Origin of the sequence: Natrarchaeobius versutus (assembly GCF_041205745.1) — an archaeon.
Taxonomy (GTDB): Archaea; Halobacteriota; Halobacteria; order Halobacteriales; family Natrialbaceae; genus Natrarchaeobius; species Natrarchaeobius versutus.
This window is the reverse complement of sequence record NZ_JBGFCC010000001.1, coordinates 111992-137843: the sequence shown is the minus strand read 5'-3', so window position 1 is coordinate 137843 and position 25852 is coordinate 111992. Positions and strand designations below refer to the sequence as shown.

At 63.3% G+C, this 25852-nt stretch carries 22 protein-coding genes and 1 pseudogene; 10 read left to right on the top strand and 13 right to left on the bottom strand.

Annotated elements, in window-relative coordinates; translation table 11 throughout:
• Positions 1 to 293 precede the first annotated feature (293 nt).
• The 6 genes and pseudogenes from AB7C87_RS00605 to tbsP form a co-directional block, all read right to left on the bottom strand.
• Positions 294 to 1019 (bottom strand): ribosome assembly factor SBDS, encoded by a 726-nt coding sequence (locus tag AB7C87_RS00605; RefSeq protein ID WP_369727468.1) that lies wholly within the window; start codon positions 1017 to 1019, stop codon positions 294 to 296.
• A 187-nt stretch (positions 1020 to 1206) separates the two neighbouring features.
• A complete protein-coding gene (psmA, locus tag AB7C87_RS00600; RefSeq protein WP_369727467.1) occupies positions 1207 to 1959 on the bottom strand; it encodes an archaeal proteasome endopeptidase complex subunit alpha in 753 nt (250 codons plus the stop codon).
• A 4-nt stretch (positions 1960 to 1963) separates the two neighbouring features.
• A pseudogene (locus AB7C87_RS00595) lies at positions 1964 to 2538 on the bottom strand (Rpp14/Pop5 family protein).
• A gap of 4 nt (positions 2539 to 2542) precedes the next feature.
• Positions 2543 to 3205, bottom strand: a complete 663-nt coding sequence (locus AB7C87_RS00590) for a class I SAM-dependent methyltransferase (protein ID WP_369727466.1) — start codon at positions 3203 to 3205, stop codon at positions 2543 to 2545.
• Positions 3189 to 3893 (bottom strand): RNase P subunit p30 family protein, encoded by a 705-nt coding sequence (locus AB7C87_RS00585; RefSeq protein ID WP_369727465.1) that lies wholly within the window; start codon positions 3891 to 3893, stop codon positions 3189 to 3191. The genes AB7C87_RS00590 and AB7C87_RS00585 overlap by 17 nt, the downstream gene beginning before the upstream one ends.
• A 433-nt stretch (positions 3894 to 4326) precedes the next feature.
• Complete coding sequence (tbsP, locus tag AB7C87_RS00580) at positions 4327 to 5145, bottom strand: transcriptional regulator TbsP (protein WP_369727464.1); 819 nt, start codon at positions 5143 to 5145, stop codon at positions 4327 to 4329.
• A gap of 378 nt (positions 5146 to 5523) precedes the next feature.
• Here tbsP and AB7C87_RS00575 point away from each other — a divergent pair, with 378 nt between their 5' ends.
• Entirely contained in the window at positions 5524 to 5664 is a 141-nt protein-coding gene (locus AB7C87_RS00575) for a hypothetical protein (protein WP_369727463.1), read from the top strand.
• 23 nt (positions 5665 to 5687) lie between these two features.
• Here AB7C87_RS00575 and AB7C87_RS00570 read toward each other — a convergent pair whose 3' ends face one another.
• From AB7C87_RS00570 to glyA, 3 genes are all read right to left on the bottom strand, one after another.
• The gene (locus AB7C87_RS00570; RefSeq protein ID WP_369727462.1) at positions 5688 to 7796 is read right to left on the bottom strand and encodes a hypothetical protein; all 2109 of its coding nucleotides are present in this window, start codon (positions 7794 to 7796) and stop codon (positions 5688 to 5690) included.
• Positions 7797 to 8294: 498 nt separating this feature from the next.
• Positions 8295 to 9614 (bottom strand): serine hydrolase domain-containing protein, encoded by a 1320-nt coding sequence (locus tag AB7C87_RS00565; RefSeq protein WP_369727461.1) that lies wholly within the window; start codon positions 9612 to 9614, stop codon positions 8295 to 8297.
• Between the two features lie 287 nt (positions 9615 to 9901).
• Positions 9902 to 11155: a serine hydroxymethyltransferase gene (glyA, locus tag AB7C87_RS00560; RefSeq protein WP_369727460.1), complete on the bottom strand. Its 1254-nt coding sequence runs from the start codon at positions 11153 to 11155 to the stop codon at positions 9902 to 9904.
• A gap of 165 nt (positions 11156 to 11320) precedes the next feature.
• Here glyA and AB7C87_RS00555 point away from each other — a divergent pair, with 165 nt between their 5' ends.
• Positions 11321 to 12214: a bifunctional methylenetetrahydrofolate dehydrogenase/methenyltetrahydrofolate cyclohydrolase gene (locus AB7C87_RS00555; protein WP_369727459.1), complete on the top strand. Its 894-nt coding sequence runs from the start codon at positions 11321 to 11323 to the stop codon at positions 12212 to 12214.
• Positions 12215 to 12246: 32 nt separating this feature from the next.
• On the opposite strand, the gene AB7C87_RS00550 is transcribed toward AB7C87_RS00555, so the two are convergent.
• A complete protein-coding gene (locus AB7C87_RS00550; protein ID WP_369727458.1) occupies positions 12247 to 12972 on the bottom strand; it encodes a DUF7117 family protein in 726 nt (241 codons plus the stop codon).
• A 38-nt stretch (positions 12973 to 13010) separates the two neighbouring features.
• Entirely contained in the window at positions 13011 to 14021 is a 1011-nt protein-coding gene (locus tag AB7C87_RS00545) for a lysylphosphatidylglycerol synthase transmembrane domain-containing protein (protein ID WP_369727457.1), read from the bottom strand.
• A 229-nt stretch (positions 14022 to 14250) separates the two neighbouring features.
• Between AB7C87_RS00545 and AB7C87_RS00540 the strand changes: the two genes are divergently transcribed.
• The 7 genes from AB7C87_RS00540 to AB7C87_RS00510 all read left to right on the top strand — a co-directional run bounded on the left by AB7C87_RS00540 (position 14251) and on the right by AB7C87_RS00510 (position 20819).
• A complete protein-coding gene (locus AB7C87_RS00540; RefSeq protein ID WP_369727456.1) occupies positions 14251 to 14958 on the top strand; it encodes a hypothetical protein in 708 nt (235 codons plus the stop codon).
• A 395-nt stretch (positions 14959 to 15353) separates the two neighbouring features.
• Positions 15354 to 15500: a DUF8555 family protein gene (locus tag AB7C87_RS00535; RefSeq protein ID WP_369727455.1), complete on the top strand. Its 147-nt coding sequence runs from the start codon at positions 15354 to 15356 to the stop codon at positions 15498 to 15500.
• A gap of 653 nt (positions 15501 to 16153) precedes the next feature.
• Positions 16154 to 16429, top strand: coding sequence for a PadR family transcriptional regulator (locus AB7C87_RS00530; RefSeq protein WP_369727454.1), 276 nt, complete (start codon positions 16154 to 16156; stop codon positions 16427 to 16429).
• Positions 16430 to 16577: 148 nt separating this feature from the next.
• Positions 16578 to 17867 (top strand): MgtC/SapB family protein, encoded by a 1290-nt coding sequence (locus AB7C87_RS00525; protein WP_369727453.1) that lies wholly within the window; start codon positions 16578 to 16580, stop codon positions 17865 to 17867.
• Between the two features lie 222 nt (positions 17868 to 18089).
• A complete protein-coding gene (locus AB7C87_RS00520; protein ID WP_369727452.1) occupies positions 18090 to 19427 on the top strand; it encodes an aminotransferase class III-fold pyridoxal phosphate-dependent enzyme in 1338 nt (445 codons plus the stop codon).
• A 307-nt stretch (positions 19428 to 19734) separates the two neighbouring features.
• The gene (locus AB7C87_RS00515) at positions 19735 to 20097 is read left to right on the top strand and encodes a DUF7344 domain-containing protein (protein WP_369727451.1); all 363 of its coding nucleotides are present in this window, start codon (positions 19735 to 19737) and stop codon (positions 20095 to 20097) included.
• Positions 20097 to 20819: a DICT sensory domain-containing protein gene (locus AB7C87_RS00510; protein WP_369727450.1), complete on the top strand. Its 723-nt coding sequence runs from the start codon at positions 20097 to 20099 to the stop codon at positions 20817 to 20819. Before AB7C87_RS00515 ends, AB7C87_RS00510 begins: the two co-directional genes overlap by 1 nt.
• A gap of 121 nt (positions 20820 to 20940) precedes the next feature.
• On the opposite strand, the gene purD is transcribed toward AB7C87_RS00510, so the two are convergent.
• Both purD and AB7C87_RS00500 read right to left on the bottom strand, forming a co-directional pair.
• A complete protein-coding gene (gene purD, locus AB7C87_RS00505; RefSeq protein ID WP_369727449.1) occupies positions 20941 to 22341 on the bottom strand; it encodes a phosphoribosylamine--glycine ligase in 1401 nt (466 codons plus the stop codon).
• A 91-nt stretch (positions 22342 to 22432) separates the two neighbouring features.
• Positions 22433 to 24259 carry a hybrid sensor histidine kinase/response regulator gene (locus AB7C87_RS00500; RefSeq protein ID WP_369727448.1) on the bottom strand — a complete coding sequence of 609 codons (1827 nt, stop codon included), beginning with the start codon at positions 24257 to 24259 and terminating at the stop codon, positions 22433 to 22435.
• A gap of 197 nt (positions 24260 to 24456) precedes the next feature.
• Here AB7C87_RS00500 and glnA2 point away from each other — a divergent pair, with 197 nt between their 5' ends.
• A complete protein-coding gene (gene glnA2, locus AB7C87_RS00495) occupies positions 24457 to 25815 on the top strand; it encodes a gamma-glutamylputrescine synthetase (protein WP_369727447.1) in 1359 nt (452 codons plus the stop codon).
• Positions 25816 to 25852: the final 37 nt, after the last annotated feature.

Genomic DNA, 25852 nt, shown 5'->3' with positions numbered 1-25852 from the left:
TCGGGACGTTACGCGCCCAGACACGCTATCGATGGCGGTCGAACACCTCCGCGTTCCGATACTGAGTCATAGGGTACCGTACGTGTCGGATCGTCTTGAATCCCGTGCTCGAGATGGAGCCTCAGCCAGCCTAATGGACTGGTACGGTTTACTGGAAGCCAGTTCCGGCACAATCGGGACCCGGGCGGCGGGTGCAGCGGTGGACTCGCTGCACTCCTCCACCGAGACTCGTCTCATCCGGTTCGACTCACCGCCGGGACATCGGGACAGGAATCCGTCTATCAGAACTCGAGCTACCGGGTCCGCAGATCGTCTTTGTCCTTGACGATCTCGGTCTCGGCGGTGCCGCTCGTGTGTTCGTTGACGGTGTCGTAGAACTCGTTTTGCATCCCCGCAGGGAAGGTCAAGACGCCGATCCACGAACCATCCGGTTGCCACTCTTCGCGCTCTAAGTCGCCGAACTGACGAACCTTCGCCTGGGCGCTCCCGGCGTACTCCGCGGGAAGTTGAACGGCGATCGTCACCTCTTCGAACCGGATCGGGATAACGGGGCGCAGATCGTCGAGTGCGTCGTCGACTTGCTGTTCGACTGGCTCCATCGGATCCACCGTGAACCCGGCCTCTTCGAGGGCGCTGTCGATCCGATCCGGTGGATGGGGCGCGTTGTCCATCTGCGGGTTGACCGCGTTGCGCGTGATCGTATCGATCAGCTGTTTTCGCTTCTGTTCTTGCATCTCGCGGCGCTGGTCGGCCGTGATCTGGATCTCTCCGTCCGTGATGACCTCGGGGATGATCTCGAGTGGGTCCGTGGTGTCGAAGACCTTCTCGAGGTCGTCCTCCGCCGGACGGTCGCCCCGAGAAGCGTCCTCGAAGACGTCCTCGGCGGCGATCACGTCCTCGAGATCGCCATCGAACTCGTCGCGTTTGATCGCGAGCGCGGCGTCGGGGTCGACCAACACTTCGAAGCGCGCACCGTGTGACTCGAGTCGCGCTGTCACCGCCTCGTCAAGCGATATCATACTCGGGAGTAGCCCCGGCCGGGTAAAAGAGCTTTTCCTGATACAGGTCGCTGGATCGCTGGATCGGCGAACCAACTACTCACCGTTGGTTTGGTCGGTACTGGTTTCGAACGTACCGTCTGAACGCCGAAAAACCGTCGAAAACGGCGGTTCGGCGAGGCGAGTCGATCGAGAGAGGTGAGGCCGATTACTCGTCGTCTTCGTCGCCCTCGTCGAGAAGGTCGTTCTCCGCTAAGTGTTCGCCGATCCGGTCCTGGTCGAACTGTTCGAACGACTCCGTTTCGGCGTCGACGGTCGCGAGTCCAACCTCGCTTGGAAGCAACGAGCCGTCGTTGACCGACGCGAGCGCGTCGAGTGCGAGCGCGATGCCGCCGTCTAAGTCTGCTTCCACGTCGTAGTTCTCCTCTAAGTACTCCTGGAGTTCGCTCCGGTCGGCGCCGACGGCCAGTGCCTTCCACTCGTAGGGCGTCCCCGAGGGGTCGGTCTCGAACAGGCGCGGCTCGCCGTTTTCGATCCCGCCGACGATCAATGCGACGCCGAACGGGCGGGCGCCGCCGACCTGGGTGTACTGCTGGATGTGGTCGGTGACCTCCTTGGTGAGCGTCTCGACGCCGATCGGCTCGCCGTAGCGAAGCTGATTGACCTGCGTCTGGCGACGCGCGAAGTCGATCAGCTGGCGGGCGTCGGCGACGTGGCCCGCGCTCGCGATGCCGATGTGGTTGTCGGCCTTGTGGATCTTCTCGACGCTCGAGTCCTCCAGAAGCGGCGAGGGGACCCGTTTGTCGACTGCGAGCACGACGCCGTTCGTCGTTCGTACACCGATACTTGCCGTGCCGCGTTTGACCGCCTCGCGGGCGTACTCGACCTGGTAGAGTCGGCCGTCCGGCGAGAAGATCGTGATGCCTCGGTCGTACGCCTGCTGTTGGGCTTGTCCCTGCATAGTATCACGCTAAATCTGAATCGTAATCGAGGTCTGTCGCACCCGCGAACGCCTCCTCGAGTCGAACGTCGGCAGATCCATCACGGTTGACGGCGACTCGTCCTCGTTCCCGAACACGACGTTTCTCTCTTCCGTGACTTGCCCACGGCGTCCTAAATAGTTTTCTTACCACGATGCTCGTCGCCGGAACGACAAGACCCAAGTTTACGTCGGATCCCTGCTGACCTGTTACTCGGTGAGAAATTTCTCTTCGGCGGCACGAATCGTCCCGCTGATACCGCGGACGACGAGTCCGAGCGACGCGCCGTCGACTTCGTCGATACAGGCGAGTGCCGCCCGCGCCGGTTCGGTCTCACCCCGTCTGACCCGAACGATGGCTTCCCCGGCCCCGTCGGCGAACTCGTATCGAATCACGCGCAGATCCGCTCGAGCGCTCCCCGGATCGCCGAGCAGGTTCTGGCCCGCGTACCAACACTCCCGCTGGAACGACCGCCTGTCGATCGATTCGTCCGGCCGCGTCTCCAACACGACGGCGAGATATCGCCACCGCGGTTGGAGGTGTTTCGGGAGGTGTTTCATCGGCTCACTCGCCGCCGCTGGTCTCGAGTCCGGTCTCGCCGTCGACCGCCTCGATTCCGCCAGACTGCGTTCGCTCGGCGACGAGAACGCCGACCTGGTCGTTGACGCGCTCGACTGCGGTCAGCGAGAAGCCCGCGTCAGTGAACGCGTCGGCGAGGACGCCAACGGTCGCCGGATCGTCGACTTCGGGCGAGTAAAAGGGCTCGCTGGGATCGGGTTCGCCGAAGAACATCACGTCCCCGAGGACGAACGTTCGGGGCTCGAGGTCGGCGATCACCGAAATCGCCTCCCGCTTTTCCTCGTCCGAGAGGTGGTGCATCGCGAAGTTCGACGTGACGATATCGACCGCCCCGTCGTAGTCGGGATCGCGGAACCGGCCGGAGCCGAACTCGACGTTCTCGAGGCCGGAGTCGGCGGCTTTCTCCTCGGCTTTCGCCAGCATGCCGTCGCTGATGTCTCGCCCGACGACGCGTGCGGCGTCGGGTGCGAGCGCGAGCGCGATAGCGCCGGTTCCAGCGCCGAGGTCGAGGACGACGTCCTCCTCGTCTGGTGCCGCGTGTTCGATCACCAGACTCGCACAGGCGCGATACTCCTCGGAGCCATCGTCGTCGTACTCGCTCGCGATCTCGTCGAACCGGGCGGCGTGTTCTTCAAGAGTCTTCTTCATACCGTCCCCGTTCGACGCCCGGCTCAATGAACGACTCGGACTGGACCTGACGATTTCGCCGTGCGAGTCGCCCCCACTCTGCGAGCCCCTCCTCGACGAACGCCGAAGAGAAGCCGATCGTCTCGCCAAGCGCCGCCAGTTCCCGCGGCGCGCGAAGCTCGAGGTGAGAGGACGGATCCGCGCTCACGACGTACGGCGCGTCGTAGTAGTCGACGATCTCGCCGAGCTTTCGCAACGCTTGGATCGTTCGTACCCGTCTCCCGCCGTGGGCTCGGAGCACCCCGCCGAGGTCGAACTCGAACCTGACTCCGTTCTCGACGGCCGCCTTCGCGAGGACGTGGTTGACGTCGCCGCTTCCGTCCATCGGACCGGCGAGAACGTCGACTTTGTCGTTCTCGACGGCGAACCGGTTCAACGCGTTCGTCCCGCCCTCGAGGGCAACGATCGTCTCGTCGGTTCGATAGTTGCCGACAGCACCGCTGGCGTGCTGGGGATCCTCGGCTCGAACCTCGACGCCGCGGACGACGTCGATCCCGTACTCCTCGGCGATCTCTTCGGCGTCGTACGCCGCTCGAGCGCTCGAGTGATTGCGCACGACCACGCCCTCGAAGCCGTAGTCGGCCGCCGTCTCCGCGAGCCGCTCGACCGTGCTCTGTCCGTCTGGCTGGGCGTGGACGGCCTCGTACATACTCGACACTGCTCGGGGCGGAAACTTGGGGTTTGCGTCACGCGACGGGAGGTGATCGATCGTCGCTTCGGATGGGCGGATCGACCGTCGCTTCGGATGGTGTTTGGCCGGGAGTGCGTCTCGAGCGTTGCGAGAGACGCACCCCCTCCGGAAGAGCAGGCACTTCCGAGCAGTGAGACCGAAGGCCCCTCGAGCAGTCGGCGCGGAGCGCCGACGACCTCGCAGACGGACAGTGTCTACTCGACGGGGAAGGGCAGGCTGACGACCCGTTACTCATCGCGAGCGACCATCGGGAGCGAGCGGGCCGACGACTGATGTAAAGAGCGCGGCGCGATGCGCCGCGGGGAGCGAACGGCGAAGCCGTGGGCCGGGCGAGGATGCGACGCGAAGCGTCGCTACGCAGTGAGAGAACGAAGGGGAGTGTTGTTCGGTTCTAGTTGAGAATCGACTGTGCGACCGTCGCGAGTTGGCCGTTGTCGGCCTCGCGGAGGCGGTCGTCGCCGATCTTCAGGCGCAGTCGCGGGCGACCGACGTCGATCGGGACCTTCTCGGTGTCGATCAGGCCCATGTCCTCGAGTTTGGTCTTCGTCCGCGAGAACGTAGCCTTGCTCGCGATACCGACGTCCTCGCCCCACTTGCTGATGTCGTATAGCAGGGCCTCGTTTTTCGCCGCAACGAGAAGCGAGATGGTGACCTCGTCCAGGCCGTCACCGTCGCCGCGTGCGGTCTCGAGGGAGCTGAGGATTGCCGTAAAGTCGTCTTCGGCGCCGGGGCTGATCTCTTCGGAGAGCGTTTCGCGGACGTCCGTAATCGGCGGCGTCCGGAGGTTGAACGCCGAGGCGTCCTCCCAGCGTCCTGTGTAGGTCTCGTAGGTGTCCTCGACGAAGCTGTCGTCGTCGGTAACCAGGCCGCCGACGCGGTCGCCGGCGTGGACGACGGCGACGACGCGGTCGTCGGTGATCAGAAGCGAGTTCTCCGGTGCTTCTCCGATGGTTCGAAGCGAGAGCGTTTCGTCGGCGATGAGGTCAGCGGCGTTCGACGCGACGATGAAGTCGTCCATGACGTCTTTTAGCGTCCGCTCGTCGGCGAGCATGCGAACCGAGGGTGCGGAGCCGTCGAACTCGGTGGCGACGGTTACGAACTCTTCGATGGCGTCACGGGACGGGTTGATCATGTAGACGTCCCCGCTCGCGTCCTCGAGAACCGACCCGAGGATATCGTCAATCTGGTGGTTGAGTAAATTCGAGGTCATGCCTATACACAAGTAATCGTCCCCATCTCACTTAATTTTGCTGGCCGTTCTCACAGCAGAACTTCTCGTTCCGGCCTGTCTCGGTAATTTTTGAGAGATAATATGTTATTTTGTCGACGGTGTCGTGCCCGTGGTAACGAGACACAATCGGTTTGGACCCAGGCGGTCGACCTCGCCTCCGCTCGACGAGATTATCGGTTCCGTTTCGGTCGCCGGACCGTCCCCGGAAAACCGACGCATTTTCGCGACAGTGTGGTGTCGAATCGGTTCGGCGATTCGTTCTACGGCGCCATCTCTCGTCGAGCGAGTCAATCGCACGCACCGGTATCACACATGTGACAATAACTATATATCTACCTCGTTGTATTACTGTATCGTATGGGTGTTAGCTCCGATCAGTTCCAGTGGAATGCGCTCGAGACCGTCGACGGCCAGTGGACGCCACCGACGGAGGACGATCGGCAGATCGAACGCGACGCGATGCGGGCAAAGCGGGTTAGTACGTACGGCGGCCCGTAGGGAAAGACGGACAGCGCTCGGCCTCAGGGATCGAACCGATTGTAGAGTTCTTCGGACCAGGATACGTCACCGTCGTATATCACGGACGCCTCCGTCTCCTCGAGTACGCTGGCGAGTTCCGATCGGGAGAGCCTAAAGCTCGACTCCCGGCCACAGAGGTACGCGTACTCGTTGTCCGCCGTGTGTGGGAAGTAGTACGCACCAGTGATTCGCGTGGAGTAACAGTCGAACGTGACCAGGAACTCATCTTCCGTCTCCTCGAGTTCCTCGATCGTGACCGTGGTCGGCAGTCGGTGTTCTCCCTGGATCAGCGAGTGGGTTCCGTCGCCAACGACGGCGTAATCTTTCCCCATCATGATCCGCCTGCGGGCGAGACGCATCGCTCGTTCGATGCTGAAACCGTGAACGAGGAGCTTAGCGAACGTCGAGCCGACTTTGACGGCGTGATCGTTCAACACCTTGGTAAACGTCACCGCGCCCGCGACGCTTCCCTTCTCGATCAGCGTCTGCCCTTCGAAAAACGAGCCACAGGCGTTGAGAAAGAACGTCTGGGCGTTACAGCGGTCGAGACTCGAGGTGGAGAGGTAGCCGTCCGAACAACGAAGCCCGTCGGTCTCACAGTGGCCGATGTAGTGGACGAAGTCGTGGTCTCCTTCGAAGATCCGTGCGAGCTTTGCGGTTCGAAGCGACTCCTCGACGGTCACGTTCATCGGAAGCTCCTCGGAGCGTCGGCGATAGATTTCGGCGACGCTGTCGTGTTCGCCGCTCATTTCGGGGTCGTTTAGAACGACCTGAATCGAGATCGAATCGCTCGTCCGTTCGACGTAATCGAGGCGGTTCCGGTAGGCCTCCGGCGTACACTTGAAGACGTCGATCGGCACGCCGTCGGCGAGCCAGCCGTGAACCCGGCCGTTTCTGAGTTCCGGCTTGACGATGTTTACCGACGCGACCTGTCCTGCACTCGCGCGAGCCCCCGTGGAGGGAACTGGGCTACCACGGTAGAAATCCTCGAGCGACCGCTCGACTAACTCCTTGCCGTCGAGTTCGGACGTACGAGGCGTATAGATCATGCTCAGTCGATCGAGCAGGAACGGAAACGTCTCGACTCGGTCGTATCCGGGTTCGACGTACGTCGAGAGATGCCAGTCGGGAAGGCGGTGTTCGATCGCCGCATACGGAATATCGAGATACCTCGAGAGGCGACGCTGTGGCGACGTCTCGTACAACGCTGTCGGATCGAGGTCGAGAGCGGCGAGCAGATTGGTCGCCGCGAGCGTCGTCCCGTAGGGGCCGGCGTTGCGGACGAGACTATCCAGAAAGAACGTCTTTCGCAGGAGTCGCTCGACGTCTCGTTCGAGTTTAGGCATGGGTCCGAGCCGTTTCTCGACGTCGACCGCGGGGAGCCGGAGTCGTGGATAGTCTGGTTCGCGAGCGACGCCCGCGTCTGGCAGAGTTCGAACGGTCGCCTGCAGATAGTACGCAAGCGGCGCGGTGACGAACAGGCTCTCGTACGTCGGGGGAACGAGCAGTTCGACACCCGAGTTCGGCGTCTCGGCCCGAACGTGCTCTGGAATTTCGAGGGTATCGCCAGGTTCAAAAAGGGGCGGATGGCCGCGGAGCGTCGGATACGTTCGGTCCGGGCCGGCCGTCTTCTGTGCGGAAGACAGGTGTGTCAGGGCCTCGGCGACGTCCTCGGGGGAGTCCGGAACGGTGATCGTTCCGGCTGGCAGTTCGTGGCGACTCCGAAAGCCGATCTGGAGCGGCGTTCGGGTCGGGAAGCTGACGACGATCGAATCGAAGCCGGCCGAACGTTCGATCCGCGCAGGGCCCGAAAAGCGGAGATAGGTCTTGATGTCCGCATCGACGTCGACGACGTGCTCACCGGCCGGAAGCGAGATCGACCCGCCGCAGGGGTCGAGTTCGTATCGCTCGTCGGACTCGAGTGAGAACGCGTAGACGACGGCGTGGGGAAATCGAAGTTCGCTCGCGGTCGCGGCGATGGACTCGTCGACGGGACGTGGAACGTCGGAACCACTGCCGTCGACGCCGAGGTCGTCGCCGAAGACGACCAGTTCGGCGTTGTCCACGTCCGTTACGCGGAGAGCGTGGTTCCCCACCTCCCACTCTATCATTCGGTACGGCGAATGTTCCCCCGATAAGTTAGTTGTATCGGAATGTCACCTCCGTCGTTGGATTGGATCGAACGAGTGATTGCTCTTGATACAATTAGTGTTGGCTGTTAGTATTCCCGGGGGTGCGGAAGATTTCGCATCCAGGAGACCTCTCGAGGCAATATACGTCGTCACTGACGAGCGAACACGACCGCTCCGGTGACGATCCCGGACGAAATCCGATTGGATGACTTTCGAGATCGGTCCGTCACGATCGGTCGGCGGCTCCGGGCTTCGAGACTCCTGGCGGCTCCGGGCTTCGAGAGTTCCCGGTCAGTGGTATCTCGGCCGATGAGTCGACGAACTCGTATTGCTCTCGAGTCCCGCGTACTCGGCCGCGTCGACCGCGTTGCTCAGACGGTGTGCCTGCCGCTTGTGGCGTTTCCCGCGGCGTCGAGGACGTGGCGGAGACGTCGATGTCGATGACTCGTGTTCGGAAACGGTGGACGGCAATACGCATCAGACCAGTTCCGAGCGAACCGACTCGGAGAGGATCGCCGAGCGGACGTCGTGTTCGTACCCGTCGCGAATCCCGTTGGTCACGTACGCGACGGCGAGGTTCGTCTCCGGTTCGGCCCAGGTCATGCTGCTGCCGAGCCCGCCGTGGCCGAACGTCCCCTCGGGCGCGGGAACGCCCCGACGATCGGGGAGCGCACCACCGCGCTGAAAGCCGAGCCCGTACCGCGACGCGGTTCCGACGCCGCCCTCGGGCGGTTCCTCCACGTGGAGGTCGGTCACTTCCTCGACGAGTTCCTCGCTCAACATTCGGGTACCATCGATTTCGCCACCGTTCAGATAGCAGGCGTAAAAGCGCGCGAGTTCCCGTGTCGGACCGATCCCGGTCCATGCGGGGTTGAGTCCCTCCTGGACCTCCTCGCGGTTGTAGGTCTCCGCGGCTTCCTCGGTCGTGTAGCCCGCCATCAGCCCCGCTTCGCCGACCCGATCGTAGGGTTCGAAGCCAACGAGTGTCGCGACGTCGATATCGCCGTTCTCGTCCTCGCTCTCGGGCCTTCCGATGTGGGTGCGGTCCATCCCTAAGGGTTCGAAGACGTTCTCACGCGCGAAGTCGTCGATCCGCTCACTGGTCACCTGTCGTACCAACTCGCCGACGATCCAGCCGAAGCTATAGAACTGGTAGGCCGTATCCTCGCCCGGCGTAAACTGCAACTCGGCCTCCTCGACGCCTTCGGCCAGCGCGTCGGGGTCAGTCCAGTCCTCGTAGGCCTGATCGACCGGCGTCTCCGGGAGCCCCGACTGGTGGGTGAGGACGTGGCGAACCGTCACTTCGGCTTTCTCCGAGTCCTCGTCCGCGAACTCGGGCCAGTGATCGACGACCGGATCGTCGAAGTCGAGTTCCCCCTCGTCGGCCAGCACGTGGACGCAGGCCGCCGCCAGCGGCTTCGTGTTCGAAAACAGGACGAACCTCGAGTCCGGTGCGGTTTCGATCCCGTCCGGTTCGGCATCGTCCATCGGCATCTCTTCGTCCTCGCCTTCAGTTCCGGTGATACCGCCCGCGAGGTCGACGACCAGCTCTTCGCCCCGGTAGACCGCGAGTTGGGCGCCGTGGTGGAGTCCCTGATCGAGCTGGTACTGGAACTGTCGTTCGATGCGTTCGTGACCGCGTGCGATCGTCTCGGGGTCGTCGTCCAGCATCCAGTGGATCCCGTCGTCCCGGCCGGTCTTCGCCGCGGCGGAGTGGCCAGCGAGCGCGGCCGTTCCGGCGGCTCCAATCGCCGACAGGACTGCCCGTCGACCGACGTCGCTCCTGTTCGAAGCCATGGTGAACGGAGACGACGACCGATGGCAAAGCTGGTGCGTGCGTATTCCAGCGTCGGATGATTCGGTCGGACGCGGTCGACGTCAACAGCGACCGCGGTCTCACAGGAGCGTCCCAAATGTGACGGAAATATCGGAGCTACTGCACGCCAATGCACACCTGATCGTCAGCCGGAAGCACGGTTCGAGTGACGCGAGAACCGCGACGGCGAACGGAGCGACGACCCGTGAGCCGTGCGATCAGTGTGGAAATCGGTGCAGACGGTGTAATAAAACGGACGTCTCGAGCGTTACTCGTCCTCGTAGAGCGGATTCTCCGCACACAGCTGTTCGACTTCCTCGCGGACGTCGGCGATAACGTCGTCGTCCTCGGGGGCGTCGACGACACGGGTGATCAGATCGCCGACCGTGCGACAGTCGTCCTCGTCGAAACCTCGAGTCGTGAGCGCGGGCGTGCCGGCGCGGATGCCCGAGGGATCGAACGCCGAGCGCGTCTCGCCGGGGACCGTGTTTCCGTTTAAGACGATGCCGGCGTCCTCGAGCGCTTCTTCGGCGTCGCCGCCGGAGGTGTCCGGGTGGCTCTCGCGCAGATCGACGAGCACGAGGTGGTTGTCGGTGCCACCGGAGACGAGCGAAAAGCCGTTCTCGGTGAGGCTCTCGCCGAGTGCCTTCGCGTTGGCGACCGTCTGGGAGGCGTACTCCTCGAACTCGGGCTGGAGGGCCTCCTCGAATCCGACGGCCTTCCCGGCGACGTTGTGCATGAGTGGGCCGCCCTGGCCGCCGGGGAACACGGCCGAATCGATGTCGTCGGCGTACTCCTCGTCGCACATGACGATGCCGCCGCGGCCGGCGCGGATCGTCTTGTGCGTCGAGCCGGTGACGAAGTCGGCGACGCCGACTGGCGAGGGGTGGACGCCGGCGGCGACGAGACCGGTGATGTGAGCGATGTCCGCCAGATGCAAGGCGTCGACGTCGTCGGCGACGTCCTGAATTCGGCCCCACTCGATCTCGCGCGGGTACGCGGAGTAGCCCGAGACGATGATATCGGGCTCGAACTCGGTGGCCTGTTCGGCGAGGCCCTCGTAGTCGACGTAGCCCGTCTCGGGGTCGACCTCGTACTGTTCGACGTCGTAGAACTGGCCGACGAAGTTCGCCGGGTGACCGTGGCTCAGGTGGCCACCGTGAGTCAGATCCAGCGAGAGGATCTTGTCCCCAGGCTCGAGCACGGCGAAGTAGACGGCCTGGTTGGCCTGCGTGCCCGAGTGGGGTTGGACGTTGACGTGCTCGGCGCCGAACAGCTCCGTCGCGCGATCGATGGCCAGCTGTTCGACCTCGTCGGCGTACTCACAGCCGCCGTAGTACCGGGAGCCGGGATATCCCTCCGCGTACTTGTTCGTCAGCGCACTTCCCTGCGCGTCGATGACCGCGCGGCTGGCGTGGTTCTCGCTCGCGATCATCTGGAGCGACGATCGCTGACGGTCGACTTCCGACTCGAGTGCATCGGCGACGGCGGGATCGACGTCGCGGACATGCTCGTGTTCCATGTCCGATGTGGGGGTCGTCGGCCGCATAAGTGTACCCTTCCGCGGCAAGTGGAGCCCCTATTTGGGCCACATTCTATCCACGAACGTGGATATTTACCGATCCTTCGGGAGCCATCTGAGCACGAATCCGAGGGTTGATTAGCCTCGCGGTCGGGGTCTCGAGTAATGACCGAGATCATCGACGGCAACGCCGTCGCGAGCGAGATTCGCGAGGAGCTGACCGACGCCATCGAGACGCTCGCGGACGCCGGATCGCGACCCGGTCTCGCGACCGTGTTGATGGGTGACGATCCCGCCAGCGAGACGTACGTGAACATGAAACAGCGCGACTGCGAGGAGGTCGGCATCGAGAGCTACCACGTCGACGTCGACGGGGACGCCCCCGCCGAAGAGCTGTACGACGAGATCGCCGCGCTGAACGAGAATCCGGACGTTCACGGCTACATCGTCCAGTCGCCGGTTCCCGATCACGTCGACTACCGCGAGGTCATCCGTCGCGTCGATCCCGCGAAGGACGTCGACGGGTTCCACCCCGAGAACGTCGGTCGGCTCGTCGCCGGCGACGCCCGATTCCGCCCCTGTACTCCCCACGGCGTCCAGAAGCTCCTCGAGTCCGCCGGCGTCGATCTCGAGGGTGCGGACGTGACGATCGTCGGCCGATCGGACATCGTCGGCAAACCGCTCGCGAACCTACTGATCCAGAAGGCCGAGGACGGCAACGCCACGGTGACGGTCTGTCACTCCCGGACCCAGGATCTGGCGGCAAAGACCCAGAGCGCCGACGTCGTCGTCGCCGCTGTCGGCGTCCCCGAACTCGTCGACGGCTCGATGATCGACGACGGCGCGGTCGTGATCGACGTCGGCGTCAACCGCGTCGATGCAGACACCGAGAAAGGGTACGAACTCGTCGGCGACGTCGAGTTCGAGAGCGCAAAAGAAAAGGCGAGCGCGATCACACCCGTCCCCGGCGGCGTCGGCCCGATGACGCGCGCGATGTTGCTCTACAACACCGTGAAAGCGGCGAGCGTTCAGGAAGGAGTCGACGTCGACCTGCCCTAACTCTCTCCGCCGCTCTTTGCGTTCCCGTTTCGTTACTCGGGACTGGCGACCGCTAACTCCTCGAGTCGATCCTGTGCCTGCATAAAAGCGAGCTCGTCGCCGCGGAGCCCGTTTGCGAGCTCGCGTGTGGCCTGAACCAGCCGTTCTGCCGTCCGCGGGCTAATGTCGCCGTCGAGCATCCGAACGCGTTTGACGTGTTCGCCGAGCGTCTCGAGGGCGCTCCGTTCGGCCGCCGTGAGTTCGCGGTCGTCCGTCCACGTTCGGATCTCGCGGCGGTACTCCCTGACCGCGTTGGCGTAGGCGAGGCCGCGACCCGCTCGCAACGTCCGCGGAACCTCCTCGGGCGGCGGGCGCTCGTCGTCGTCGGCGTCGCGTAACAGCGAGAGGAAGTAGAGCGCTTCGCGTTCCTCGAGATCGAGTTCCCGAACGACGATGTCGGCGACGTGGAGCAGTTCGGCCGCCACGAGATAGGCGTCGTCGAGGTCGCGGAGGTCGCCAGCGTTGACGAATCCGCGACGGCGGACGTACTCGCGACAGCGGTCTCGAGCCCGCTCGGCGAGTTCGTCGGTCGGGACCTCGTCGATGTCGGCGCGGACCGGGGTGAGATCGAACTCGATGCGGAGATCCGTGTGTTCGGTACGCTCGTCGAGACCAACGCTGTGGAGGCTTCCACAGGCGGGACAGCCGATGCTCCCGGTCTCGTAGTACGACCAGCGGGTGCCACACTGGGTGCACTCGCGCTCCCCGCGAATCTTCATGGTCGACGCTACGCCGGCCGACTGGAAAGTCCCACCGGTCACGGTCGGTCGATCGTGAGCCCGCTAGCGGCAACCCCGCCGATGGCGATCGTCAGCCAGTAGGTGCTCAGACGGTAGATGAACGCGACCGTCAGGGCCGGCGCTTCCGTCATCCCGGCGAAAGCGACCAGACTCGCCGCGACGATCGCTTCGACGCCACCCGTTCCGCCGGGTGACGGCAGAACCGACCCAAGCTTACCGAGGGCAACGACCAGCGCGACGACCGGCAGTGCGATTCGGTAGCCGAGTGCCACGCCGCCGAGATAGACGGGAAGCATCAGGAAGAGCATGCCACAGTGTGCGTACACTGTCCCAACGGCGAGAGTGCGTCTATCACCGGAGATCGCGTCGAGGGTTCCGTAGAAACCGTCGAGTCGGGATCTGATCACTCGAGGCTCGAGTCGGTCGTCGAACCGGTCGGTGAATACGCCGGTTAGACGCCGGATCGGTTTGCTTCCCGCGAGGGTGATTCCGTAGACGACCTCCGGACGGCGGGTGACGACGTAGACCGTCGAGAGCAGTACACCGAAGAGCCCACAGAACGCGAGAAGCCGCGAGAGCATACCGCTTCCGAGGGTGCCGTCGAACACGACGAGACCGAGCGCGATGAAGCCGAACGTGTAGTAGGGGACGTAGTTGACGAAATCGGCCGAGAGGACGCTCGCGAGCCCGTCCTCGAACGCCATCTCGCCGTCTCGAGCGACGAGGTGTGCGACGAGCGGCTCGGTCGCGACCTGGCCGTACGGCGTCACGTACTTGAGGAACATCGCGGTCAGAAAAATCGTCACAACCCGTCCGCGGGAGATAGCGTCGTCGACGAGCGTCACGAATCGCCCCCAGACCAGTCCGCGGAACGTCAGTGCGAGCGTTCCCGAGAGGACCCCGAGCCAGAGCATCCGTCGATCCGCGGCCGTGATCTGGTCGATCACCTCGCGCCCGCCGACGACGACGACCAGCGCCGCGAGAAGCACGCCGGCGAGGATGAAGCCCGAAACGGCCCGTCGTTTCACGAGTCGATCATCGAACCGGTTGTACAATTGTCTTGTGTCGCGACGTGAGGAAGGAGAATCACGATTCCGTTGCTTCGAAGCAGGAACCGGCCGTCGATCGAACTGCTCGGGCCCGTGAACTGTTCTCTCTCGGGGACCGTCACGGGCCGGTACACGACGTTCAACAGGTCATTAATGTACGGCAACTGCAGGCCGCACTGAGACCAGCGGGAACGTTCTATCCAGGAGTATGTCCCACCCACGATTCGATCGGCGGAAGTTCATCGCTGCGGCAGGTACAGCAGGCGCGCTCGTTCTGGCCGGATGTGCCGACGAGGGTCCCGGTGACGAGGAAGACGACCCTGCCAACGGCGAGCCCGCAGAAGAGGAGGATCCAGCCGAAGAAGAGGATCCGATGGATGAAGAGGAAGATCCAGCCGAGGAAGAGGATCCGATGGATGAAGAGGACGAGGAAGACGACGAGGACGAGACGTACACGTTGACCGTCACCGTCGAAGACGACGAAGCCGAACCCGTCGAAGGAGCTACCGTCACGCTCGACGAGAACGGGATGGACGACGATGAGATGGACGACGAAGACGACGAAATGGATGACGGCGAAGACGAGAACGGGATGGACGACGGCGAAGACGAGAACGGGATGGACGACGGCGAAGACGAGAACGGGATGGACGAGGACGAAGACGACGGGATGGACGACGAAGACGAGAACGGGATGGAAGAAGAGACCGACGAGAACGGCGAAGCCGAGTTCGACGATCTCGAGGACGGCGAATACACGGTTCAGGCCGAGTACGAGGGTGACGAAGCCGAAGACGAAGTCGAGATCGACGGTGACGACGAGGAGATCACGCTTACCCTCGGCGAAGAAGCCGAAACGGACGACGGCATGGATGACGAGGACGAGGACGAAGACGACGAGGACGACGGAATCTAAATCCCCGATCGGTCAGTCCACACCCTCCGAGTTAGAGGGTCTGCTGTACCGATGTCTGAGGATCGAAACCGCTTGCGACCGTCGAGAATGACCAATAGCCGCCTGGCTCGGTACGCAAATCGGTCCCGGAATGGGATTCGGATACGGGCTCATTCGGCCCCGACGTGACCCGGTCGCACCTCGAACGAATCCACCTCTGGATTCAACCGTGAGGTGTGCGAACGCGACTATCCTCGATCGACTGGCCTCCCGTCGGACGGATTACCGTCCGACTCGCCGACCCACTCAGGGCTCGCTCGCGAGTCGGAAACGTCAGTAACGACCGGACCGATAACCCGTCTCGGCCCGTATTCCCCTCCCGGCGGGCTTTTGTCGCTCGGCGTCGTCTTCCAGATATGCGCGACGAAGCGGAGATTCGCGACCAATACGAGTTCCTCGAGGAACAACTCGAGAGCGAGGAGATGCGCCACGATGGCGTCGAGTCGATGTTTACCTACTATAAACGCGCACTTGGATGGGTACTCGAGGAAGAACACATGTGATTCCCCTCGTCGAAACTGGTGGGGGTCGGACGGAATCCTGACACCGTCTCCGCTGTGATCGTGATCGGCCCACGGGTACACTGGTAGATCGACACCACTGTTCCGATCTCCCCGCAAGACGATCAGCGAGATCGATGTCCAAATTCGGAATTCCGTCGCGACGACTCGACCCACCCAACGGGCTGGTAACGGGGGAGCTACTAGACGTCACGAACATATCACGATCCAAGGGAGTGTCGTTACCTTTAAGTCGACCCAGCGAAACCTTTCAGTTGACGCTTCGCTTGGAGGGCCGAAGCGTCAGCGGGGACCAATTCAGGGCGGCAAGCGATCGCGTGACTTTTTCCGTCACGCGATCTGCTTTCCTGTTTACGTAACTGACGGCGCTTGACTATCGCTTAGCGTGAGTTCTTGATATCGGTCGTACGTCTGAGAGACTCTACGCAGCCACGGTATAATTATCCCGAGAAGAAATGAACGTACTGTAAACATGATTTTAGCATTACGTGTAATACGCGGATCTACTCATCACGGCCGTTATCATTTCTTTCGAACCGGATAGCGTTCCCTCGAGGGATAGTATCCCCGTTTCGATCGGAGCAACCCGATAGCCTTATTAAAATTCGACAGTAAGTACGGGTGGTACTTTCCCAATGTACGACCTGACAGGATTCCAGCGTGACTTGCTCTTCGTCATCGCTGGCGAGGAGGAACCTCACGGACTGGCGATCAAAGAAGAACTCGAGGAGTACTACGAGAAGGAGATCCATCACGGGCGGCTGTACCCGAACCTCGATACACTCGTCGATAAGGGGTTAGTCGAGAAGGGGCGTCGTGACCGTCGAACGAACTTCTACACGCTCACCCGTCGTGGCCGCCGCGAACTCGAGGCACGCCGCGAGTGGGAGTCCCAGTACGTCGACCTCTGATTCTGACAATAGAACGTCACTTTTCGCGAAATCGAGCGACCGATCGCCGTTGAGCAGTACTCTGGAGTCGTCCTGATGGGGCGAGCGTCGGTTGCAGATTTTTCCACTCGACACGTCGTTTATGTACGCTCGGATGGAAGGTCGTCGAGTGAACGAGGTCGTACTGCAGGTCGGGTGGCCACTGGACGAGACGATCGTCCGGATCGCGTTGGCGGGGGCGCTCGGGATGTTCCTCGGCCTCGAGCGCGAGTGGTCACAGAAGTCCGCAGGAATCCGAACGTTCTCGCTGATTAGCCTGCTTGCCGCCGTGTTCACCATTTTGGTCCTCGAGACCGACGTCGGCGAGGGTCTGCTGGTGCTTGGGGGTCTGCTCGTCATCGTTCAGGGCATCTTGTTGGCGGTACAGGGATTACTCGGCGAGGAAGACACCGGACTCTCGCTGACGACCTCGGTGTCGATGCTCGTCGCCTACGGCGTCGGTGCGCTCGTCGCCGCGGGTTTCATCCTCGAGGGCGTCACCGTCGCGGTCCTCTCGTCGCTGTTGCTCGTCTTGAAACGGGAACTTCACGAGTTCGCGTGGGGACTCTCCCGCGAGGAGATGCGTTCGACGACGGAGTTCGCCATCCTGGCGTTCGTCATCTATCCGCTGTTGCCACCGGAGTACGAACCGGAAATTGCGGGTATCACCATTCCACTCGAGCCCCAGGTGATCTGGCTGATGGTCGTCGCGGTCGCCGGCATCGGCATCGTCAACTACGCGATCGTTTCGACTTACGGCGGCCGCGGCATCGCTGTTACCGGCTTTTTCGGCGGCCTCGCCTCGTCGACCGCCGTCGTCGGGACGATGTTAGACCACGTCCGACAGCGACCCGAGGCGGCCTCCTACGCCGTCGCCGCGATCTTGCTCGCGAACGCGGCGATGGCCGCCCGCAATCTCGCGATCGCCGTCGGCTTTACCGTCGGCGGTGGGACGGACGTTCTCGTCGAGGCGGTTATCCCACTCGGCGCCGTCATCGTCCTCGCGTTCGTCATCGCGGGCCTGACGGCCGACTGGCGAGAGTCCGGTCCCGTCGAACTCGAGAGTCCGTTCTCGCTGAAAAACGCCCTCGCGTTCGGTGCAGTCTTCCTGGTCGTCCTCGTGTTCGGATCGCTCGCCGAGACGTGGTTCGGCACCCTCGGCTTCTACGCGACTGCCGTCGCGAGCGGCTTCGTCTCGAGTGCGGGCGCGACCACTTCCGCCGTCGTCCTCTACCGGGGCGGCCAACTCGGGGCGGCGGAGGCGACGATCGCGATCCTGCTCGCGACGGTCTCGAGCATCGTCGTCAAGGCGATGCTGGCGGGGACGTCGACGAATCACACGTTCCGGAATCAGGTGGCGACTTACAGCGCGGCGCTGTTGCTCGGCGGGGCGGCCGCGTCGGTCGTCATCGTCGTGTGACTGCGTCCAACTGACGGAGACGCTGGTCCAGCATCGGAAAAAACCACCACTGCCCGTACGCTCGACGCTACTCGGATGGCAATTCGTTCGTCGCGTCGTCTGGCCGGTCCCGGTCGTTCACATCACCCGATCGCGTTCCGAGATCGCCGTCATCTCCCCTTCGAGGCGCGACGAACGAGAATCGCCGTGGTGTCTTTACACACCGCCGTGATACGTAGTGGCATGGACCGAGAGACAGCCGAACCTCGGGTCGAGGCGATTCCAGGCGAACGTGCTACACGGTTAGTCGACGCCCACCACGACGTGGCCACACCTAGCACCTACGTGTACGAGTTCGTCTGGGAGACGAGCGCACCAGCGATCGGCCCGTTCTGTACCGACGTCGACGGGAACGTATTGCTCGATTTTACGAGCCACGTGGCCGCCGCACCGCTTGGTTACAACAATCCGAAGATTCGTGACCGACTCGAGGAATTCGACCTCGTCGACCCGCTCAAGATCGCTGGTCAGGACTTCTACGTGAGCTCCGGGAGCGCCTCGACTGATCTCGATCTGCCCGGTCCAACGCAACTGATGGAACGACTCGTCGAACTGACAGCGCAGTACGACATGGACCGCGTCTTCCTCTCGAACTCCGGCGCCGAGGCCGTCGAAAACGCGATCAAGATCTGTTACGCCGCGGGAGGCCACCGCGCGTTCACCTTCGACGGAGCATTTCACGGACGGACCCTCGGCGCGCTCTCACTGAATCGCTCGAAGGCCGTCCACCGGACCGGCTTCCCCGAAATTCCCGGCGTCGTCAGCGTTCCCTATCCGGCGAGCGACGAGGAGTACGAAACCCGATGGCTCACCGACGGTCCGGGCGGCAACGTCGTCGCCGACAAACTCCATCGTGAACGGGGTGTGATCGACCCGTCGGAGGTTGCGTTCCTCGTCCTCGAGCCGATCCAGGGCGAGGGTGGGTATCGCGTCGCCAACCCCGAGTTCGCGCGAGACATAGAGGATCTCCGCAGGCGATACGATCTGACGATCGTCGCCGACGAGATCCAGTCCGGGCTGGGACGGACGGGCGAGTGGTGGGCCGTCGACCGGCTCGACCTCACCCCCGACGTAATCGCGACCGGGAAGGGGTTGCGCGTGGGCGCGACGATCTCACGTTCGGACGTCTTTCCCGACCGCGAGGGGCGACTCTCCTCGACCTGGGGCGGGGGCGACGTCGTCGCCTCGATGCAAGGGGCGCTCACGATCGACGTCATCCGCGAGGAGGACCTCCTCTCGAACGTCCGCGAACGCGGGTCCCAGCTTCGGGAGCGACTCGTCGAACTCGAGGCCGAGTCTCCCGCCGTCGTCGACGTTCGCGGCCGCGGGCTCATGCTCGCACTCGAGTTCGACACGCACGATCGCCGCGAGGCCGTCGTTCGGGCGGCGTTTGAACGCGGCTTGCTCACCCTCGGCTGTGGCCACGAGACGCTTCGATTGCTCCCGCCGCTCGACGTCACCGAACGAGAGATCGATCTGTGCGTCGGGCTCCTGGCGGAGGCGATCGACGACGTCGTCTGATCGGGATCGATGTCCCGTTCTCCCCAAACCAAGACCGAAGTCCCACTCCCCGACCGGGAGACAGGACCGCCGCGCAGAACCTCTCGAACACGGCGGAGAGTCGAAGCCGTGAATACAGGCCTCCACGTTCGAGGGGATGACGACCGATACCGACGACCGCTTGTGCGAATTGCGTAGACGGGGTCCGCTACCCACTCCGATTCCCCGAGTGCCGTGTTCCAACCGAGAATGAAATCCACCTGATCAGTTCCTGCCGTCTCCGGCACGCACTATTTACGTCTCAACAGCCGATTGTTCGATAACCGGTATGGAGGAGTATTTCGCTCTCGTCTCGGAACTCGAGTCTGCCGACATCGATCTGTCGGCCGAGGAGATCCTCCGCCTGATTTCGAACGAAGCGGTTCGAACGACCATTCGGTACCTACAGGGCCGATCGGAGACGACTCTCGAGCAACTTGCCGCGATCGTCGCGGCCGTCACCGCCACCGAGACGGGTGCGATCGCGACGGAGATCGACTACGAAACAGCACGAACGTCCCTCTACCACGCGACGCTTCCTCGGCTGGATCACTACGGATTCCTCGCGTTTCACCCCGATGACGGAACCGTCGACGACGTTTCGATCCCGCCAGTGATCTACTCGTGTCTCGAAATCGAACGGAGCGAATAATGGGGCTCCGAGAGACCATCGAAACCGTCGAACGACACCGGAAACACCTCGAGGTCTACGCGGACGATCCGGCGGTCGCCGACGAGCTGTCGACGCAGTTCGAAACCCGGAACGTCGTCGTTTCACACCACTCGTTGGGCGCGTTGTCGGGGCCCGGATTTGTAATCATCCGCCGCGCCAACGGCGAGTTTCGTGGGGCGATCGGCCTCGAGCAGTTCGAAACGATTCTCTCGCCGGAGATCAGCCCGCCGTGGGAACTCGCCGAGAGCGACGTCGAACCGAGCGAGCTGTTCGACTTCCTCGAGAACACCGTCTTTTCCGCTTACGACCGTCGCCAGATGCTCGCGGCGGCACGCGAGATCGAAGAGCGCGCGTGGCGAGTCGGGAGCGGCAAACTGTACGTCGGGTTCCAGCGCCGTGAGGCCCTCGCCGACCAGGTTGACGTATACACCCGGCTCGGAGAGCGCGGATCGATTACGATCACCGTCTTTATCGACGACGAGTGGAACGATCCATTCGACGGCATCAGCGTCGTAACGGGAAACGGCGAGATCGGCGATTTCTGGTTTCTCGTCTTCGACGGTGCGGAAAACGATCTCCAAAAGTGTGCACTCGTTGCGGAGCAACGCGGCTCCGAGCGCTACTACGGGTTCTGGACGTACGAACCGGGAATCGTCGACGACCTCCTCGAGTATCTCGAGAGGACGTACGATCTCGGGTGAGCGGTCGAATCAGCCGTGCGAAGGGGTGTCAGTGTCGACAGGAGTCGCGACCGAACGTCAATGCACACCTGATCGCACAGCGGTCGTGCGATCAGTGTGGAAATCCTTACAGTAATCCGTATCAGTCGTTACTATCGTCGCCCCGAAGCTCCTCGACGTGGTCGATACGCTGTTGGACGAGGTCGGGTTTACCGATGTCGTGGCGTACGTGTAGACCCTCTTCGCCAGCGACTGCGATGGCACGCTCGGCGATCTCCTCGGCGTCGGTGATCGTGTCTGCGACGCCGACCAGGGCGAACGACCGCGAGGTCGTCGTGTAGATGCCGTCCTCGCGCTCGTCGACGTCATCAGAACTCGAAGAGTTCCGCTCTTCGACACTGGCGTAAAACAGCAGGGCGTCGTCGGCGCTCTCTCGCGGGTCGTTCCCCTCCCCGATCGAGTCATCCGCGGCGCGGACCACCCGCGCCACGCTCTCCTCGTCGACCTGCACCTTCGCGCCGGCCTCCGGATCCGTTGGATACCCCTCCGGAACGGCGTACTTACAGACCGTTGCCTGGTTGGTGAACTCGAGTTCCGGCACGGGATCGCCGTCTCGAGCGGCGGTGAGCACGTCGAGGAACTCCGTCTCGAGGACCGGGAGCGTGTTCATCGCTTCGGGGTCGCCAAAGCGGGCGTTGAACTCGATCACCTTCGGTCCCTCGCTGGTCAGCATGTACTGGCCGTAGAGGATACCGCGGTAGTCCTCCAAGGCGTCGACGGTCGCCTCGATGATCGAGACGGACTCCTCGTAATCCTCTTCGGTCATAAACGGCAGTTCGCGGGTCGCATCGGAGTAACTGCCCATGCCGCCCGTGTTCGGTCCCTCGTCGCCCTCGTAGGCGCGTTTGTGATCCTGGACGGCGGGGGCGGTCTCGAACGTTTCGTTGGCGACGAACGCCTGGACGGTGAACTCCTCGCCGATGAGCCGTTCCTCGAGAACGATCCGGTCGTAGTCCGAATCACGGATGTACGCTTTGCCCTCCTCGGGCGTAACCTGCTCGCCGATGACTTTGACGCCCTTCCCGCCCGTCAGCCCGGCCGGCTTGATCACGAGGTCGCCGTCGTACTCGTCGATGAAGTCACACGCGGCCTCCGGATCGTCGAACGTCTCGAAATCCGGACAGCCTGGAATGTCGTGTTCTGCCATGAACCGGCGCTGGAACGCCTTGTCCGTCTCGATTCGGGCGTCCGCTTCCTTCGGGCCGAAGGCGTAGACGCCCGCGGCTTCGAGTTCGTCCGCGACGCCCGCCTCGAGCGGTGCCTCGGGGCCGACGACGGCGATGGTCGCGTCGACCGCCTCGGCGTACTCGACGACGGCGTCCGGGTCCGTCGTCTCGAGGGTCTCGAATCCGGCCGCAATCTCCGCGATGCCCGGGTTTCGATTCCCCGCACAGGCGTAGAGGTCGACCTCGCTGTCCGCTAGCACGCGAGCGATGGCGTGTTCGCGGCCGCCACCACCGATCAGGAGCACGTTCTCTCGCATAACCGATAGCGGAACGCACGAACCTGTAAGCGTTACCCTTTGGGCGAGTGAAATGTATGCATGGTCGTGCGTTGTTCTACACTCGGGCCGGTCAGTCCTCGACGGTCGAAACACCGGTGATCTCGAACCGTGCGCCGCCGTCCGTGCTTCGAACCACGTCGACTGTCCACCCGTGAGCGGCGGCGATCTCTTCGACGATGCTCAGGCCAAGACCGGTTCCTTCACGCGAACTCGTATACCCCCAATCGAACACCCGCTCGCGATCGCTTTCGGCGATCCCCGGGCCGTCGTCGGCGACGAAAAAGCCGTCCTCGAGGTTGCCGATCGTCACCGTCACGCCCTCGTCGCCGTGTTCGATCGCGTCTGTAGAACTATCTGGTTCTGCATGGCTCGTGGAGCCGTGCTCTACGGCGTTGCCCACGAGGTTCTCGAGGAGTTGCTCGAGACGCCCGCCGTCGGCCCGGACCGTTCGCGTCGTCTCGACGGCGAGTTCGGCATTCGATGTCTCGACGTGTTGCCAGCATCGCCGCGCGACGGCCTCGAGGGAGACGGATTCGTCTCTGTCGACGGACTCGCCGTCCCGAGCGATGGAGAGCAGATCCGTAATCAACCGGTCCATCCGATCGTGGGCTTCGGACGCGATCGTCGCCGCTTCGGTGGCGTCGATCGACGCGCTTTCGGCGACCACGTCGCCATCGTTTCCCTCGCCGTCTAAGAGATCGATCGCCCCGATCGCGACGTTCAACGGGTTGCGAAGGTCGTGGGAGACGATACTCACGAACTCGTCGAGCCTGGCGTTCTGTCGCTGGAGTTTTACTTTCCGTCGTTCGCGTTCGGTAACGTCGTAGGAGAGACCGACGACGCCGGTGACCTCCTCACCGTCGAAGATCGGCTGGTACCACGACTCGAACGTCACCCCGTTTACCTCGACGATCGTGCTCACCTGTTCGCCGGCCAGTGCCCGCTCGCTGTGTTCGCGTATCGCCGGAACGTCGGCGTACAGGTCGAACACCGATTCGCCGACGGCCTCACCCGGCTCGAGTCCGACCCGCTCGAGCGCTCGACCCTGTGATCGGGTGAACGTACCTTCTTCGTCGAACGCGAAGAAAATGACCGGCACGTTCCTGAGGACGATCTCCAGGGCGTTCTCGAGTTCGACCAGTTCTCGTTGGCGGCGTTTTCGTCCCGTAATATCTCGCGTAACGACGACGAACCGGTCGTCGCCGCCGTCTCGTCGCTTGGCGACGTGAACTTCCGCCGGAAACGACGACCCATCACCGCGTTCGAACCGTGTCTCGAGGTGGAGTCGATCGCCGACGTCCATCTCCGCCAGTGTGGTCAACACCGCATCCGGATCGATCGACTGGTCGACCTCCCAGATCTTCCGCCCGACGAGTTCCGATCTCGACTGACCGAGCGCCTCACAAAAGCGGCGGTTGACGTCGAGAATCGTCCCGTCGGCGTCGTGGACGTCGATCATGTCCGGCGAGTGCTCGAAGACTTCGTCGACCGTGTCCGCACAGCGGCTCGTTCGCCGCCGCTCGCGGGAGACCGCGCCGACCACACTCCGCACAACGGATCGGTGACGACCACCGGACTCGTCCGCGGGGACGTACTCGGTGACACCCACCGCAATCGCCTCGCTGGCGAGGGCTTCGGAGCCGTCGTCGGGACACAGAACGAACGGAAGGGTGGAAAATCGCTCGCGGACCGCTTCGAGCAACTCGAGGCCGTCCACTTCGGGCGGATCGTGGCCCGAGACGAGACAGTCGACGTCGGTTTCGGCGAGTGCCTCGAGCGCGGCGGAAGCCGTGTCGACCGTCCGTACGTCGAGGCGTCTGTCGATCGACTCGCTCGCGTCGGTGATTCGATCCGCGGAACCGACACCGACCGAGAGAACGCGGATCGAGATGTCCATATTGGCCGTACGGACGCGACGGGCAAAAGCGGTTCGTGCAACGTTTCGCTCTATGACTCCGAAATCGAAGCCCGGTCTTCGTCCGTCGCATCGAGCGGGGGCCGGACAGCGCCAAACGAGATCGGACGCTCATCCAACTAAACCAACAGTTTTGGGTGAGGGGTTCGTGGTACCAGCCGACACTCACGGGATCAGCAATGACAGACACAACCGACATCGAACGAACGATCGACGCCAACGACGTAGACCTCGTACGACTGCTGTTCGTGAACAACAGTGGTGTGCCTCGAGGGCGCGTCCTCGACGCCGGCGACGTCGACGCCATCTTCGAGGACGGCGCGAACCTCACGAAAGGGATGCAGTCGTTCAACGCCCTCGACGCGCTCGTTCCCGGCGGGACGTTCGGCCCGATCGGGGAGGTGCGAGTGGTGCCGGACCCCGAGACGTTCCGAGTCCTCCCCTACGCCGACCGGACCGCGGTCGCGTTGTGTAACATGTACGAACTCGACGGCACGCCGTGGGACGCCTGCCCGCGTTCGCAACTCGAGTCGTATCTCACGGAGTTGGCCGACGACGACCTCGTGCCCGCCGCGGCGTTCGAAGGCGAGTACTACCTGGCACGGGAGCCCGAGGAGGGCGACGGCCTCGAGCCGTTCGACGACAGCACCTGCTTTGCGGTCGAGGGCATGGATTCGGCCCACGACGTGATCCTCGAGACGATCGATGCGTTGAAAGCCCAGGGTCTGGGGCTGTCGAACTACTACCCCGAGTACGGTCCCGGCCAGCAGGAACTCGTGATCGAGCACGACGAGGGGATCGCCGCGGCGGACAACCACGTCCTCTACAAAGCCACCGTCAACGCGGTCGCCCGCCAGCACGACCTCGAGGCGACGTTCGCCCCACAGCCGTTCGACGGGCTTCCAGGAAGCGGCTGTCACGTCCACCTCTCGCTGTGGCGCGACGGCGAGAACGTCTTCGCCGACTCCGGCGGCGACGGCGCATACGGGCTCAGCGAGTTCGGTCGGCAGTTCGTCGCGGGCGTCCTCGAGCACGCACCCGCGCTCGTCGCGCTCACCGCGCCGACGGTGCAGTCGTACGACAGACTCCAGCCGGGCATGTGGGCGTCGGCGTTTACCTGCTGGGGGCCGGACAACCGCGAGGCCTGCGTCCGCGTTCCGTCGACGAACTGGAGCGACGAAGCCGGATCGACGCGGATCGAGTACAAGTCCTGTGACAACACCGCCAACCCGTATCTCGTCCAACTTGGTCTGCTCGCCGCCGGAATGGACGGGGTCGAGCGCGGTCTCGACCCCGGTGAACCGCTCGAGCGAGATCCCTCGGCGCTCTCCGAGGACGAACGAGAGGGCCGTGGCATCGAGCGCCTGCCAGAGACGCTGGCGGACGCACTGGACGAACTCGCCGAGGACGACGTCCTTCGAGACGCTCTGGGCGAGACGCTCTACGAGTCGTACCTCGAGGTGAAACGAAGCGAGTGGGAGGCATCGGTCGACGAGGACGGTGAGTGGACCGCCGACTACCTTTTGCGGGCGTTCTGACCGCTCACGACCTCCGATCGATCGGGTGCTGTCGATC

What these genes read in the sequence shown, in the direction of transcription:
- AB7C87_RS00535 (WP_369727455.1), top strand. Translation starts at nt 15,354, where the DNA reads ATGCGCGACGAAGCGGAGATTCGCGACCAATACGAGTTCCTCGAGGAA.
- AB7C87_RS00500 (WP_369727448.1), bottom strand. Translation starts at nt 24,259, where the DNA reads ATGGACATCTCGATCCGCGTTCTCTCGGTCGGTGTCGGTTCCGCGGAT.
- AB7C87_RS00570 (WP_369727462.1), bottom strand. Translation starts at nt 7,796, where the DNA reads ATGATAGAGTGGGAGGTGGGGAACCACGCTCTCCGCGTAACGGACGTG.
- AB7C87_RS00515 (WP_369727451.1), top strand. Translation starts at nt 19,735, where the DNA reads ATGGAGGAGTATTTCGCTCTCGTCTCGGAACTCGAGTCTGCCGACATC.
- AB7C87_RS00590 (WP_369727466.1), bottom strand. Translation starts at nt 3,205, where the DNA reads ATGAAGAAGACTCTTGAAGAACACGCCGCCCGGTTCGACGAGATCGCG.
- psmA (WP_369727467.1), bottom strand. Translation starts at nt 1,959, where the DNA reads ATGCAGGGACAAGCCCAACAGCAGGCGTACGACCGAGGCATCACGATC.
- AB7C87_RS00520 (WP_369727452.1), top strand. Translation starts at nt 18,090, where the DNA reads ATGGACCGAGAGACAGCCGAACCTCGGGTCGAGGCGATTCCAGGCGAA.
- AB7C87_RS00510 (WP_369727450.1), top strand. Translation starts at nt 20,097, where the DNA reads ATGGGGCTCCGAGAGACCATCGAAACCGTCGAACGACACCGGAAACAC.
- AB7C87_RS00565 (WP_369727461.1), bottom strand. Translation starts at nt 9,614, where the DNA reads ATGGCTTCGAACAGGAGCGACGTCGGTCGACGGGCAGTCCTGTCGGCG.
- AB7C87_RS00555 (WP_369727459.1), top strand. Translation starts at nt 11,321, where the DNA reads ATGACCGAGATCATCGACGGCAACGCCGTCGCGAGCGAGATTCGCGAG.
- AB7C87_RS00540 (WP_369727456.1), top strand. Translation starts at nt 14,251, where the DNA reads ATGTCCCACCCACGATTCGATCGGCGGAAGTTCATCGCTGCGGCAGGT.
- AB7C87_RS00530 (WP_369727454.1), top strand. Translation starts at nt 16,154, where the DNA reads ATGTACGACCTGACAGGATTCCAGCGTGACTTGCTCTTCGTCATCGCT.
- glyA (WP_369727460.1), bottom strand. Translation starts at nt 11,155, where the DNA reads ATGGAACACGAGCATGTCCGCGACGTCGATCCCGCCGTCGCCGATGCA.
- AB7C87_RS00585 (WP_369727465.1), bottom strand. Translation starts at nt 3,893, where the DNA reads ATGTACGAGGCCGTCCACGCCCAGCCAGACGGACAGAGCACGGTCGAG.
- tbsP (WP_369727464.1), bottom strand. Translation starts at nt 5,145, where the DNA reads ATGACCTCGAATTTACTCAACCACCAGATTGACGATATCCTCGGGTCG.
- glnA2 (WP_369727447.1), top strand. Translation starts at nt 24,457, where the DNA reads ATGACAGACACAACCGACATCGAACGAACGATCGACGCCAACGACGTA.
- AB7C87_RS00605 (WP_369727468.1), bottom strand. Translation starts at nt 1,019, where the DNA reads ATGATATCGCTTGACGAGGCGGTGACAGCGCGACTCGAGTCACACGGT.
- AB7C87_RS00550 (WP_369727458.1), bottom strand. Translation starts at nt 12,972, where the DNA reads ATGAAGATTCGCGGGGAGCGCGAGTGCACCCAGTGTGGCACCCGCTGG.
- purD (WP_369727449.1), bottom strand. Translation starts at nt 22,341, where the DNA reads ATGCGAGAGAACGTGCTCCTGATCGGTGGTGGCGGCCGCGAACACGCC.
- AB7C87_RS00575 (WP_369727463.1), top strand. Translation starts at nt 5,524, where the DNA reads ATGGGTGTTAGCTCCGATCAGTTCCAGTGGAATGCGCTCGAGACCGTC.